The following is a 13,357-nucleotide window of genomic DNA, read 5'->3' as shown; positions in this document are numbered from 1 at the left end:
GGCTTGGGTCCGTCCCGGTGCCCCGATGCGGGCCCGCCGCCCGGCGCTCTGGCGAGCCCGCTGCTGAGGGTGCTTGGGGTTGCCCTGGTGCGTCGGCCCTCTCCCTGCGGACGAGGGCGGTGGTCACCCCCGGGTGGGTGGGGGCCCGGTGTCGGGCACGGATCCGCCCTCCCGTGCCCCCGGCAGGGGCTACGGCTGGGTCAGGACTGTGCAGGATTCGGCTGGGAGGTGCAGCAGGCCGTCGGGGGTGGGTGGCGGGATGGGGTCCCAGGCGGCGAGGATCACCGCGCGGCGGGGGCCCAGGGGGATCTCGGTGGGGGCGGTGCCGGGGTTGATGGCCACGCAGATGTCGCCGCGGCGGAAGGCGAACCAGCGGGCGGTCTCGTCGTAGGCGACCTTGAGGTCCGACAGGTCGGGGTTGGTGAGGTCGGGGTGGTCGCGGCGGAGGGCGATCAGACGCCGGTACCAGGCCAGCACGCGCGCGTGCGGCTCGTTCGCGGGCTCGGACCAGTCGAGGCAGGAGCGGTCCCGGGTCGCCGGGTCCTGCGGGTCGGGGACGTCCTCCTCGGCCCACCCGTGCGACGCGAACTCACGCCGCCTGCCCCGCCGTACCGCGTCGGCGAGCTGCGGGTCGGTGTGGTCGGTGAAGAACTGCCAGGGCGTGGCGGCGGCCCACTCCTCGCCCATGAACAGCATCGGGGTGAACGGGCCGGTCAGCGTCAGGGTCGCCGCGCAGGCCAGCAGGCCCGGGGAGAGGATGGCGGACAGCCGGTCGCCCTGGGCGCGGTTGCCGATCTGGTCGTGGGTCTGGGCGTAGCCCAGGAGCCGGTGCGCGGCGACGCGCGTACGGTCCAGGGGGCGGCCATGATGCCGGCCGCGGAAGCCGGAGTACGTGCCGTCGTGGAAGTAGCCGCCCGTGAGGGTCTTGGCGAGGGCGGCGAAGGGGGCGCGCGCGAAATCGGCGTAGTAGCCCTGCGACTCGCCGGTCAGGGTGGTGTGCAGGGCGTGGTGGAAGTCGTCGCTCCACTGCGCGTGCACTCCCAGACCGCCCCGCGCGCGGGGGGTGATCAGCCGCGGGTCGTTGAGATCGGACTCGGCGATCAGGAACAGCGGCCGGCCCACCTCGGCGGCGAGCGCGTCGACGGCCTCGGACAGCTCCTCCAGGAACGGGTACGCGCGGGTGTCCGCGAGCGTGTGCACGGCGTCCAGGCGCAGGCCGTCCAGCCGGTAGTCCCGCAGCCAGGCCAGCGCGCTGCCCAGCAGATAGGCGCGGACCTCGTCCGACCCGGGCGCGTCCAGGTTCACCGCCGATCCCCACGGGGTGTGGTGGGTGTCGGTGAAGTACGGGCCGAACTCGGGCAGATAGTTCCCGGACGGCCCCAGATGGTTGTGCACGACGTCCAGGACCACCCCGAGACCGAGAACGTGCGCCCGGTCCACGAACCGCTTCAGGGCGTCCGGGCCGCCGTAGGGCTCGTGCACCGCCCACGGCGACACCCCCTCGTAGCCCCAGCCGTGCCGCCCGGGGAAGGGGCACAGCGGCATCAACTCGACGTGCGTGACGCCCAGTTCGACCAGATGCTCCAGGCGCGCGGCGGCGGCGTCCAGGGTGCCCTCGGGCGTGTACGTGCCCACGTGCAGCTCGTACAGCACCGCGCCCGGGAGCGGGCGCCCCGGCCACCGCGCGTGCCAGGTGTGGCGGGCCTGGTCGACGACCGCGCTGAGCCCGTCGGGGCCGTCCGGCTGGCGCCGTGAGCGCGGGTCGGGGCGCACCGGCCCGTCGTCCAGCGCGAAGCCGTACCGCGTGCCGTCCACCGCCTCGGCCTCCCCGGTCCACCATCCCGCGCGCCCCGGATCGCGCTCCATCGCGCGCGAGCGGCCCTCGCACTCCAGGGTCACGCGTTCTGCCTGCGGTGCCCACACCTCGAACTGCACGGACGGCTCCCCTTCGTCTGCCCACCGGGAGGTAGCGCGTCCATCGTGCGGGACGCGCGCGCGGTCCGCTGGCGCATACCCCCATTTGCGGTCGGCCCCTTTTCCTCTCCGGTGCCGTCGGGTACGCGCGCGGGGGCGCCCTTTCCTCGATTCCTGGACACCTGGGGTTTCGCTGACCGACAATCACCTGCGTGACGTCGTCTTTCGAGTTCCCCACGTACCCCGCGAGGCTGTCCGACGCGGAGCGCGACAAGGCGCTGAAGGTATTGCGTGACGGCGTCGCCATGGGCCGTCTGTCGCACGACACGTTCGTGCGTCGCATGGAACTGGCGCTGGCCGCCCGGCGCCCCGACGAACTCGCTCTGCTCACCGCCGACCTGCCCACCGAGGGACGGCTCTCCCGCGCGGTGTTCGGCACGGTCGAGGCGGTCTCCGGCTTCACCGTACGGCTGCGGCGGGCCTGGCAGGCCGAGCGGCTGCCCAAGCTGCTGCTGCCGCACCCCGCGTCCGGGCACGGCCTGCGCATAGGCCGCGACCCCGCGAACGGGCTCCGCCTGAACCACGAGACGGTCTCCCGCGTGCACGCCGAACTCACCCGCCAGGGCGGCATGTGGGTGCTGCGCGACCTCGGCTCCACCAACGGCACCAGCGTCAACGGGCGCCGGGTCATCGGCGCCGTGGTCGTCTCCGAGGGCGACCAGGTCTCCTTCGGCACCATGGCGTTCCGGCTGGCCGCGGGCTGAGCCGCCCGCGAATCGCCACCCGCGGGGCATGCCGAGGGTGATCCGGCGTCCTCCCGCGCGGGCCCCCGCTGTGGCCGCTGCCCATGGCCACGGCACCCGGCAGACCCTGGTCGTCGTCGGCCTGTACGCCGACGAGCCGGGCGGCGGCAGCACCGCGCGGCACCTCGCCGCCCCCTGGCTTCCACTACGGGTGCGGGGCGCGCCGGATCCCGGTGGAGCGGCCGGGCGCCCCTGAGGCGCGGGTCGGGGTCCACGTCTCCGGAATCGCCCCGCAGCCGGGCGTCAGAGGCATCCCGTTCGGGTGAGTCGGGGTGGGGTTCGACCGCCGCCGTGCCGATGCACCGGGAATGACGTACACGACGTATCCGCAGATCAGGAGAGCGGGGCGCGGCACTCTGCTCGCGGGCCTGCTCCTCGCCACCGCCGCGGTCCCCGCCGGGGCGACCGAACAGCCCTCCCTCCCGGGCAACTGGCTCTACCTCACCGTCACCCGCGGCGACACCCAGTCCAGCGACACGCGCGGCACCCTCCTGATGTGCAATCCGCCCCAGGGCCACAGCCAGGCCACCACCGCCTGCGGCCAACTCGCCTCCGCCGACGGCGACATCGGCAACATCTCGTCGCTCGCCGCCACGACCTGCCCCATGCTCTACTCGCCGGTCACCGCCCACGCGCGCGGCCAGTGGAGCGGCCGTTCCGTCGAATTCCGCCAGACCTTCTCCAACGACTGCGAGCTGCGGGGGAGCACGGGGGTGGTGTTCGAGCTGGACGCCTGAGCCGGGCCGTCCCGGCTGGGGTTCGGTGCTGTCCGAGCCGGGGCCATGGCGCTGGGCCACACGGCGTGCGCGGGGTGATCGGGGCAGCCTGCGGCACGCGCGCGTGCGGGCGGTAGCCGGGCGGGGTTCGGGTGCGCGGGTGACGGGCGTGTGCCTCTACGGACGCCCGCGCGGGTGCGGGCCGCGCACCTGGCAGCGCCCGGTCGGGTGTGCGCCGAGCGCGTGACTGACGGGGGTGCCTCCGCGTACGCGCGTGGGTGCGCGGCTTCGAGGCGGCCCCGCGCGCGTGGCCGTTTGGGGCATCCGCGTGTGTGGCCGTCAGACGGTCGGCCCCGCTGTGGTGGTGCCGCGCCCTCACGCGTCCGGGGAGTCCACTCGCGTGCCGGGAGCGTGACCGGCGTGCCGCGTGCGTGCCGCTCGTCCTTCGGCGAGTCGTCACCGCGACCGTCAGTGCGCGCTCGCGCTCGCTCGCGCCGAGAGGTCGGCCGTAGTGCTGTGTGCCCCGTCCGCCACTGCCGAGCCGCCGCCATGGCCGCCAGAGCCCCGCTCGGGCCGTTGTGCCGTGTGGGCCGTTCGCGCCCCCGGTGGACCGGCGGAGAGAATGCCCCCAGACCTTTTCCCGCGCTCTCAGGACGCCCGCTCCCGGGCGTGCAGGGCTGCTGCCAGGACGGTGCGGGTCTGGTGTTCTGTCTGGTGTTGCAGGGGGACCCAGCGGGCGTGGAAGCGGTGGGCGAAGGTGGTGCTCCAGGTGGTGACCAGGCGCTCCAGGCGGGAGGCCGCGCGGGCGTCGGTCTCCTGGAGGGCCCGTAGCAGCATGGCCGCCGCGCGCAGCGGCAGTCGGCGGGCGAAGGCGTCGACGCTGCCTACGTAGGCCATCGTGGAGCCCGCCGGCGGGGTGTCGATCCAGTCGGCGGCCAGCCCCGGCACCAGGCCGAGGCCCCATTGGGCGGCCCGCAGGAGCGGACCGCTCGCGCCTTCGAGGCGGGGCAGCGCGTCCGCCATCACCCGTTCCACCTCCAGGGTGTCCCGCAGCAGCCGCTGGGCGAGCCGGCGCAGGGCCACCGCCGGGGCCGGATGCGGCGCCAGATCGGTGACCAGGTCGCTGGCCCACATCGGCACCTCCACGACCGCGGTCAGCCCGCCGTAGCGGTGCGCGTGGTACCAGGTGCTGTTGCGCGCGTCGTCCGGCATGCTCGGGTAGGCCGCGCCGGCGTCCGGCGGGGGCATCACATGGACGCCGGGCCCGGCCACGGGCCAGCCCGCGGCGTCCGAGGCGCCCGTCTCCACCGGGATGCGCAGCTCCGCCGCCGACCGGGCGAACGGCTCCGCGAGCCCCGGGATGTCCTTCGTCAACTGCACCCAGCTGCCGCCCAGGTCGGTGCCGTGCAGGGTCACCTGGAGGTAGGGGCGCAGTTCGTCGATCACGCCGGTCAGGGCGCGGGTCTCGGGCGGCAGCCGGTCCGGGGGCAGCGCGGCCGGTGACCACTCGGGCTGCTCGGGGCCGGGCGGCCGGTAGAAGCCGCGGTGGTAGTCCAGCAGGCTGTGCGGGGCCGGGGTGATGTGCAGGCTCGCCCCGTCGGGGTCGGCGCACAGCAGGAAGTGCCACGACAGGCCGTCCCGCAGTCCTCTGTCGTGCACGACCCGCCGGGCCAGCGTCAGCAGGGTGCGCCCGCCCGTCGGCTCGTTGGCGTGCGCGCCCGCCACGACCAGCACCGCGCGGCGGGCGCGGCCCACGGACAGCAGGTGCAGCGGCCGTCCCGCGCGGGAGGCCCCCACCTGCCGCAGCGTGCACAGACCGGGATGGTCCGTGGTCAGCGCCCGCGTGGACGACACCAACTCAGTGACCGTGGGATAGCGCATGTGCGGCAGCAGACCCACCCCCCGACCTGTCGTCGAGTCCGCTTTGCCTCGCCTCCGCAGTACCCCACGGCCGACCGTGGCTGTCAAGGACGTCACCGGGGCGGCACAAGGTGGCATCGGGAGGCGTCCGGAAGCACCAGGAAGGCCTGGACGCGCCCCGGCCGCCGCGAGGCCCGCACACCGATGGGTGCGGTGGGGCCGCCGGTGCGGGTCGGCGGGTACCGGTGCGTCGTGGCTTGTCGCGCAGTCCCCGCGCCGCTAAGGGGCGCCGATCACTCCGTTCGGCTGTGGCTCCGCGCTCCGTTCCAGCAGGGCCACCGGCAAGCTCTCGAAAAGGTCCGCCACGCGCGCGTGGCCCGTAAAACGGCGTTCCGGGTCCAGGAGGTCCACCCAGTGGCCCGGCGGCAGCGGGAGGTGGGTGCCGGACCAGCCGCCCGCCTCTTCGAGCCGCAGGGACAGCCGGGTGACGGCGGTGATCACCTGGCCGGAGCGGATGAAAGCGAGGCAGTGGGCGGCGGCGGGGCCCTCGGCGGGGAGCGGCGCGTACGAGGCGTTCTCGCCGAAGGCGTCCGGGCGGCGGGCCCGCAGCCGCAGGGCCGCGGCCGTCAGCGCGTTCTTGGCGCCCGGCTCCGGCGGCGGGAACATGGCGACACCGCGGTTGTCCGGGTCCACCAGCGCCCGGTACTCGCCCTCCGTGCCCTGGTAGACATCCGGCACGCCCGGCATGGTGAGGTGGACCAGGGCCGTGCCGAGCACATTGGCCCGGATGTACGGCTCCAGCGCCGCCCGGAAGGCCGCCACGCGGGCGCCGGGCGGCCCGCAGGGCCCCGTCCCGACGAACGCCGCGACCGCCTCCTCGTACGGCGGCTCCGGCTCCGTCCAGCTCGTGTACAGGCCCGCCTCGCGCACATGCTTCAGCAGGGCCTCCCGCACCCGCTCCGGCGCGGCCGGGCCCAGGCCGAACACCGTCTGCCAGGCCACCCACGCCAACTGGGCGTCCGGCCCGCCCTCGCCGTCGCGCACCACCTCCGCCAGCACATCCGCCCAGCGCCCGGGACATTCGGTGAGCACCGCCAGCGCGGCCCGTACGTCCGCGCTGCGCTTGGTGTCGTGCGTGGACACCACCGTGCCCGTGGTCGGCCAATCGCGTTGCACGCGCGCGCAGTACGCGTGGAAGTCCGCCGGCGACACGCCGGGCGCGCCCGGATTCCCGCCCACCTCCGTCGCCGCGAGCAGTGGCACATAGCGGTAGAACGCCGTGTCCTCCACCGACTTGGCCCGCAGCGCCGACGCCGTCTGCGCGAACCGCGCCCGCAGCTCCGCCACGCCGGGCAGCTCCCCGTGCCGCCCCAGCAGCAGATCCCGTACGACATCGACCGCGCCCGCCTCCTCCGGCACGGCATAGGCCGCCTTCGCCTCCTCGGCCGCCTCCTCGGTGACCACCTCGGCCGCGTCGGTGGAGGCGTAGGGCCGGTAGACCCCGAGGCGGACCAGCAGCTCGCGCAGGGCGGTGCGCAGCGCCCAGGGAGCCCGGTCGCGCAGCACCGGGTCCGGCGCGCCCGCGCACACCCGGTGCGCCACCCGCGTCAGCCGGTCCATCTCCGCCGCCAGCTCATGCCCCAGGACCCGGTACGCCGCTCTGCGCACCGTCGCCGCCCACGCGCCGCCCCGGTCGGTCTGCGGGGCCGCGAACCGCCGGTACCGCCCGACGAGTTCCCCGGCGCCCGCCGGGTCGGTGAACAGGCCGTCGACGTGGCGCAGGGCGTCGTAGCCCGTGGTGCCCGCGACCGGCCAGGCGGCCGGCAGCCGTTCGCCGTCGGCCAGGATCTTCTCCACGACCGTCCAGCGCCCGCCGGTCGCCTCGTGCAGCCGCCGCAGATAGCCGTCGGGGTCGGCGAGCCCGTCGGGGTGGTCGACGCGCAGCCCGTCCAGCACCCCCTCGCGCAGCAGGGCGAGGATCTTCGCGTGTGTCGCCTCGAACACCTCGGGGTCCTCGACCCGCACCCCGATCAGCTCGGAGATGCTGAAGAACCGCCGGTAGTTCAGCTCGGTACGGGCCAGCCGCCACCACACCGGGCGGTACCACTGGGCGTCCAGCAGCGCGGTCAGCGGCAGCCCGCCCGTGCCCTCGCGCAGCGGGAACACCTGGTCGCAGTAGCGCAGGACGTCCCCGTCGACCGTCAGCCGCCCGGCCTCCGCGCCCAGCGGACCGCCGAGCACCGGCAGCAGCACCTGTCCGCCCCCCGCCTCCCAGTCGATGTCGAACCAGCGCGCGTACGGCGACTCCGGGCCCTCGCGCAGCACCTCCCACAGGGCGTGGTTGTGGCGCGCGGACAGCGCCATGTGGTTGGGCACCAGATCCGCCACCAGGCCGAGCCCGTGTTCCCGCGCGGTGCGCGACAGCGCGCGCAGCCCCTGTTCGCCGCCCAGTTCGTCCCGCACGCGCGCGTGGTCGACGACGTCGTACCCATGCGCCGACCCGGGCACCGCCTCCAGCACCGGCGACAGATGCAGATGCGACACGCCGAGCGAGGCGAGATACGGCACCGCCCGCGCGGCAGCCGCGAACGGGAAGCCCGGCTGCAACTGGAGGCGGTAGGTGGCGGTGGGCACCAAGAGGGCGGGGCGCACAGATGTCATGCAAACCTACGTACCCCCGGCGCCGCATTTCGTGTCACCCACAGCCCTCGCTGCCCGCTTCGGAGGGCCGCCGCAATCGCCCACATGGGTGACGCGCCCGCCACCGCCTCGACGTCAGAGGATCTTCACGCGCTCAGGCCCTCACGCTGTCGGGCGTTCCGGCGAGGACTGCTCCGGGACCTCCACACAGGCGCCGCCCGCCCCCGTGTCCCCCGTGGAATCCAGGCTCGGCAGTACGAAGTTGACGATGGTCAGCTGGTGGCCGCAATGGGGGCAGGAGTGCTCGGTGCCGAGCGGCGGCAGGGGTGTCGCACAATCGGCCCCGGACCCGATTCCGGACCCGGACCCGAATCCGGCCCCGATCTCGATCCCGGCCCTGGAACCGGCCTCGGCCCTCGCCCCGGCCCTCGCCTCACCTGCACCGCCCCCATCGCCCGTACCGCCCGTACCGGCCCCGTCGCTCCCGTCGCCCGCGGCTTCCGACCCGCCCCGCGCGCCATGGGCCCGCTCCCACAGGGTGCGGCAAGTGGCGGTGCAGAAGCGGGAGTCGGGGCGGCCCCGGCGGCGGGGGGAGGGGACGAACTCGACGCCGCAGGTGGCGCAGAGACCGGGTGCGGTGGGCATGGGACCTCCTGAAAAGGGAGCGGGGGGTTGGTCATCGCGATCCGCCGCCCAGTACAGCGCGCCGATGGTTACCGCGCCGGAACGCCTCCCGTTACCCCGCTGCAACCCCCTGTGTGCGCATTCCCCGGGATCCCGCAGGCCGTACGGCTGTTACGTCGCTGAAACCATGGCGGTGAGAGCATCGGGCGCCGGCGGTCAGGCCAGGGCGGGGCACTTCCATGCCCGTGAATCGGTATTGGCCGGTCGCCGGGTTTTTACGCATGCCTGTTCGGCGGCCCCGACGGGAAGGTGGGAATTCCCTTCCCGGTTACGGCCCTTTGGCGCGTGCCGCCATGGCCGTCGTTTTATGCTGCCGGTTTGTATCCTTACCCGACCGGGCGGTCGGACGGTGGTTGAATGCGCAGTGAATAGCCGGAAAGTAAAGGGAGAATGGCTCATTCCGGCCGTAGGGGCTCCCTGTGGGACCTCAAGGCGGACTCAAGGGTCCAATCAAGGGCGTCGTCAAGGCCGCCACAGGCTTCCGGGGGCGTTCCGAAGGCTTCTGAAACACCCTCGCACCTGCTGTTCGGTGAAATTGATGGCCCGTCTCAAATACTGGAATGCAGGATGTGCGCCGTCTGGACTGTGAGTTGGCTGTTAGAGTGAAGCGTCAGGGAAAAGGAATCTTCTTCGCCTGGAGCCTCGTTCGAAATTGCGAGTGCGCCCCCGGTTCGGCTCCTCGCAGTGAGCGGACTCCACAGGTCTACGAACCGAAGTGATCAGGGACCCGACTACAGCGGTGCAGTGGTGAGGCAGTCGTGCAGTGCCGGCGCGCCGAGGACCCGGTCGCCATGAAATGAGCGCGAGAAGTCGGTGGACGCCGCCGGGCATTTGTGGCGTGCGCCGGTCGATCGGCTCGTGGCAGCGGAATCGGTGTGTGCCGGCAGGCGTCGCCGGATGTCGCGACGCACGAGGAAGGCGTGAGCCGAGCGAACGGAGAGGTAAGTGCGACGGGGGAGTACGGATGACAGGATCGTCGACGTCGACATTCGATCATTATCAGCGGACGGTTCACCGAGAAACGCGGGTGAGGATCCGGACCATGTGGCGACACTCGCGGAGCTGGACATCGCGCTGCCGCCCATCATCGTGCACCGTGCCTCGATGCGGGTCATCGACGGACTGCACCGGCTGCGCGCCGCCCAGTTGCGCGGCCGGCACACCATCGCGGTGACGTTCTACGACGGCACGGAAGCGGACGCCTTCGTGCTGGCCGTGGAGTCCAATGTGCGGCACGGCCTGCCGCTGTCGCTGCCCGACCGCAAACGGGCCGCCGCGCGGATCGTCGCCACGCATCCGCAGTGGTCGGACCGGAAAATAGCCTCCGTGACGGGCATCGCGCCCGGCACGGTCGCCGAGGTGCGCCGGAGGGCCCAGGCCGGAGGCGCCGGGGAGGATCTCCCCCGGATCGGCCGGGACGGGCGGGTGCGTCCCGTCGACATCGCCGAGGGGCGCAGACGGGCGGGGCAGCTGATCAGCGAGAACCCCGATCTGTCCCTGCGCCAGATAGCCCGCGCCGCCGGTATCTCCCCGGAGACCGCCCGGGACGTGCGCAATCGCCTCAGCCGGGGGGAGGAACCGTTGCTCCCCGCGCGTCCCCGGGGCGCCCGGCCAAGACCGCGCGAGGAGATACTCAGAGTCGTGCCGCACTCGGGCTATGGGGAAACGGTCCGGCACGACACCGCCGCCGTCCCCGCCTTCACGGAGGGGCTCTCGGCGGTGAACCGGCTCAAGGCGGACCCCGCCCTCCGGCTCAACGAGACGGGCCGGCAATTGCTGCGGCTGCTCAGTGTTCATATGCTCCCGCCCGACGAGTGGGAGGGAATCATCGACACCGTGCCGCCGTACTGGAGCGGCACCGTGGCCCATCTGGCCCGTGAGTGCGCGCATATCTGGGAAGAGGTCGCCGCCCGGGTGGAGAAGAACCTCGCCCAAGGCAATGATTCCCCGGTTCCGGCGGCTACCGCGGTTCCCGCCGCCGCGCCGGTCCTTCCGGTGGATTCCCCGGCCATTCCACGCGTCTGAGTTCCCCGGCACGTCCGGCGGACAACTCCGACGGGGCTATCCGGACGGGGCTTCCCACGGGACTCCCACGGGACTCCACGGGGCTCCGACGGGCCACTTCGGCCGACACTCAGACCGGCCACTCAGACCGGCCACTCAGGCTGACCACTTCGACCGGCCATGTCGACCGGCCATGTCGACCGGCTGTGCCGACCGGCCACTTCGGCCGGTCATCGGGCCCGGTCGCCCCATGCGCCGAGCCGACCCGCCGTATGGTCCGACGACCCGTCCGAACCGGCCGTGCGTCCGACTGCCCATTCGAGCAGGCTGGGTTGTCCAACCGGGCAATTCGGTCGGTTGGACGCCGCCGCGGCTCCAGTGACGCACGGAACCGTCCCGCCGGGCGGCGGTGCGGCATGCCGCCCGGCCGGAACGGCATCCGGCCGACGAGCCGCCGTATCTTCCATGCCCAAAACCTCACTCTGTGTGCGTGGTTGGTCGGAATTCAGACAGGTATCGTCGGCCCCGGATCGCGAGACACCGGAATGGCCCGAGAACTCACTCCGCCCATTTACGGCCGCTGTTTCCCTGAATCCCTACCGCAGGAGGTTCCCTTCGACATGCTGATCACTCAGACCCCCGGTGGGGTGATGATGAAGGGCGGCGACGATTCGGAGCCGTCCACGATCAGGCCGGGAACATCGCGGCGGGTACTCGCCTTTGTCACACCGCATCGCGCGACGGTGATCGCGCTCATTCTGGTCACCCTCGTCGATTCGCTCATCATCGTCGCGACCCCTCTGCTGCTGAAGGAGATCGTCGACAGCGGAATCATGAAAGACGACTCCCAGGTCGTCCTGGTCTTCGCGCTGCTGGTCGCCGCACTCGCCCTGGTGGGCTCGGTCACCCAGCTCGCCCAGAGCTATCTCTCCGGCCGGATCGGCCAGGGTGTCAGCTATGACCTGCGGGTTCAGGCGTTCCGCCATGTGCAGCGCATGCCGCTGGCCTTCTTCACCCGCACCCAGACCGGCGCCCTCTCCAGCCGGCTCAGCACCGATGTGGTGATGGCCCAGCAGGCCCTCACCACCCTGCTGATGTCGGCGACCGGCGCCCTCACCGTGGTGCTGGTGCTCGCCGAGATGTTCTATCTCTCCTGGCTCGTCACCCTGATCGCTCTCGTCCTCCTTCCCGTCTTCTTCCTGCCCTGGCTCTACATCGGCCGCCGTCTCCAGGCGTATTCCAGGAAGCAGATGGAATTGCACGCCAACCTGAGCGGCACCATTCACGAGCGCTTCAATGTGCAGGGCGCCATGCTCGCCAAGCTCTTCGGCCGCCCGGCCGAGGAACTCGGCAGGTACCAAGACCAAGCGGCGAACGTCCGGGAGGTCGGCGTACGGCTCACGGTCTTCAGCCGTATGGCGTTCATTCTCATGGCCCTGCTCACCGCGCTCACCACCGCCCTCGTGTACGGCGTCGGCGGCGGCCTGGTCCTCAACGGGGCCATCGGACTGGGCACCCTCGTCGCCCTCGCCACCCTGCTGGGCCGGCTGTTCGGTCCCATCACCCAGCTCTCCAGCATGCAGGCCAACGCCCTCACGGTGCTGATCAGCTTCGACCGGATCTTCGAACTCCTCGACATCAAACCGCTCATCGAGGAACGCCCCGACGCCACCGCGCTCCCCGCCCCGAGCAGCGCCCCGGCCCCCGAGATCCGCTTCGAGGGCGTCTCCTTCGCCTACCCCCGCCCCGAAGAGGTCTCGCTCGCCTCCCTGGAGAGCCACCCCGGAGCCGACGGCGAACGCACCCGGCCCGCCGACCAGGTCCTGCACGGCCTCGACTTCACCGTCGCCCCGGGCACCCTCACCGCCCTCGTCGGCCCCTCGGGCGCCGGCAAGACCACCATCACCCACCTGGTGTCCCGGCTGTACGACGTGTCCGGCGGAACCGTCCGCATCGACGGCGAGGACGTCCGCGACCTCACCTTCGACTCGCTGCGCGCCGCCGTCGGCGTGGTCGCCCAGGACGCCTATCTCTTCCACGACACCATCCGCGCCAACCTCGCCTACGCCCGGCCCGACGCCACCGAGGCGGAGCTGATCGAGGCGTGCGACCAGGCCCGTATCTGGGATCTGATCCAGTCCCTGCCCGACGGTCTCGACACCGTCGTCGGGGACCGTGGCTTCCGGCTCTCGGGCGGTGAGAAGCAGCGTGTCGCCGTCGCCCGGCTGCTGCTGAAGGCACCGGCGATCGTCGTCCTGGACGAGGCCACCGCCCATCTCGACTCCGAGGCGGAGGCCGCCGTGCAGCGCGCCCTGAAGACCGCCCTGCGCGACCGCACCTCCCTGGTGATCGCCCACCGGCTCTCCACCGTCCGCGAGGCCGACCAGATCCTCGTCATCGACGACGGCCGGGTCCGCGAACGCGGCACCCACGACGAACTCCTCGCCGCCGGGGGCCTCTACACCCAGCTGCACACCACCCAGTTCAGCAGGTCCCCCGACGCCGTGCCCCACCCCCGCGACAACGGCCACCGCGAGCCCGACACCCACGAGCAGCAGCCGATGCCGGCCATCCGCACCCGAGGCGGGGGAATGCCCGGTGGGATGCCGGGTGGGATGCCTGGAGGAATGTCGGGGGGCATGCCGGGCGGCGGACTCCCGGGCCCCGGGGGGGGGGGGGGCCCCCCCCGGGCGCCCGCCAGGCGGCCCCGCGGGGGGGGGCGCACGCCGCCCCCCG

9 protein-coding genes are annotated in these 13,357 nt (G+C 72.8%); 5 read left to right on the top strand and 4 right to left on the bottom strand.

The features are described from left to right. Window positions 1-189: 189 nt before the first annotated feature. Window positions 190-1,935: a malto-oligosyltrehalose trehalohydrolase gene (gene treZ, locus ACFXAZ_RS18600; protein WP_384591850.1), complete on the bottom strand. Its 1,746-nt coding sequence runs from the start codon at window positions 1,933-1,935 to the stop codon at window positions 190-192. A gap of 191 nt (window positions 1,936-2,126) precedes the next feature. Here treZ and ACFXAZ_RS18595 point away from each other — a divergent pair, with 191 nt between their 5' ends. The 3 genes from ACFXAZ_RS18595 to ACFXAZ_RS18585 all read left to right on the top strand — a co-directional run bounded on the left by ACFXAZ_RS18595 (window position 2,127) and on the right by ACFXAZ_RS18585 (window position 3,454). Further along, a complete protein-coding gene (locus tag ACFXAZ_RS18595; protein ID WP_384591847.1) occupies window positions 2,127-2,678 on the top strand; it encodes an FHA domain-containing protein in 552 nt (183 codons plus the stop codon). 70 nt (window positions 2,679-2,748) lie between these two features. Further along, the gene (locus ACFXAZ_RS18590; protein ID WP_384591844.1) at window positions 2,749-2,913 is read left to right on the top strand and encodes a hypothetical protein; all 165 of its coding nucleotides are present in this window, start codon (window positions 2,749-2,751) and stop codon (window positions 2,911-2,913) included. A gap of 112 nt (window positions 2,914-3,025) precedes the next feature. Further along, on the top strand, window positions 3,026-3,454 hold the full coding sequence (locus tag ACFXAZ_RS18585) for an SSI family serine proteinase inhibitor (protein WP_384591841.1): 429 nt from the start codon (window positions 3,026-3,028) through the stop codon (window positions 3,452-3,454). A gap of 627 nt (window positions 3,455-4,081) precedes the next feature. On the opposite strand, the gene ACFXAZ_RS18580 is transcribed toward ACFXAZ_RS18585, so the two are convergent. From ACFXAZ_RS18580 to ACFXAZ_RS18570, 3 genes are all read right to left on the bottom strand, one after another. Continuing rightward, complete coding sequence (locus ACFXAZ_RS18580) at window positions 4,082-5,314, bottom strand: M14 family zinc carboxypeptidase (RefSeq protein WP_384591838.1); 1,233 nt, start codon at window positions 5,312-5,314, stop codon at window positions 4,082-4,084. A 258-nt stretch (window positions 5,315-5,572) separates the two neighbouring features. Further along, window positions 5,573-7,954, bottom strand: coding sequence for a malto-oligosyltrehalose synthase (treY, locus tag ACFXAZ_RS18575; protein ID WP_384591835.1), 2,382 nt, complete (start codon window positions 7,952-7,954; stop codon window positions 5,573-5,575). A 141-nt stretch (window positions 7,955-8,095) separates the two neighbouring features. Beyond that, window positions 8,096-8,578, bottom strand: a complete 483-nt coding sequence (locus ACFXAZ_RS18570; RefSeq protein ID WP_384591833.1) for a hypothetical protein — start codon at window positions 8,576-8,578, stop codon at window positions 8,096-8,098. Window positions 8,579-9,661: 1,083 nt separating this feature from the next. Between ACFXAZ_RS18570 and ACFXAZ_RS18565 the strand changes: the two genes are divergently transcribed. Continuing rightward, the gene (locus ACFXAZ_RS18565) at window positions 9,662-10,642 is read left to right on the top strand and encodes a ParB/RepB/Spo0J family partition protein (RefSeq protein ID WP_384591830.1); all 981 of its coding nucleotides are present in this window, start codon (window positions 9,662-9,664) and stop codon (window positions 10,640-10,642) included. A 599-nt stretch (window positions 10,643-11,241) separates the two neighbouring features. After that, the coding region (locus tag ACFXAZ_RS18560; protein ID WP_384591827.1) for an ABC transporter ATP-binding protein at window positions 11,242-13,357 on the top strand (2,116 nt) is incomplete at its 3' end.

This window comes from Streptomyces sp. NPDC059477 (assembly GCF_042749375.1).
In the GTDB taxonomy this organism is placed as follows: Bacteria; Actinomycetota; Actinomycetes; order Streptomycetales; family Streptomycetaceae; genus Streptomyces.
This window is presented reverse-complemented; position numbering and strand designations above follow the sequence as displayed.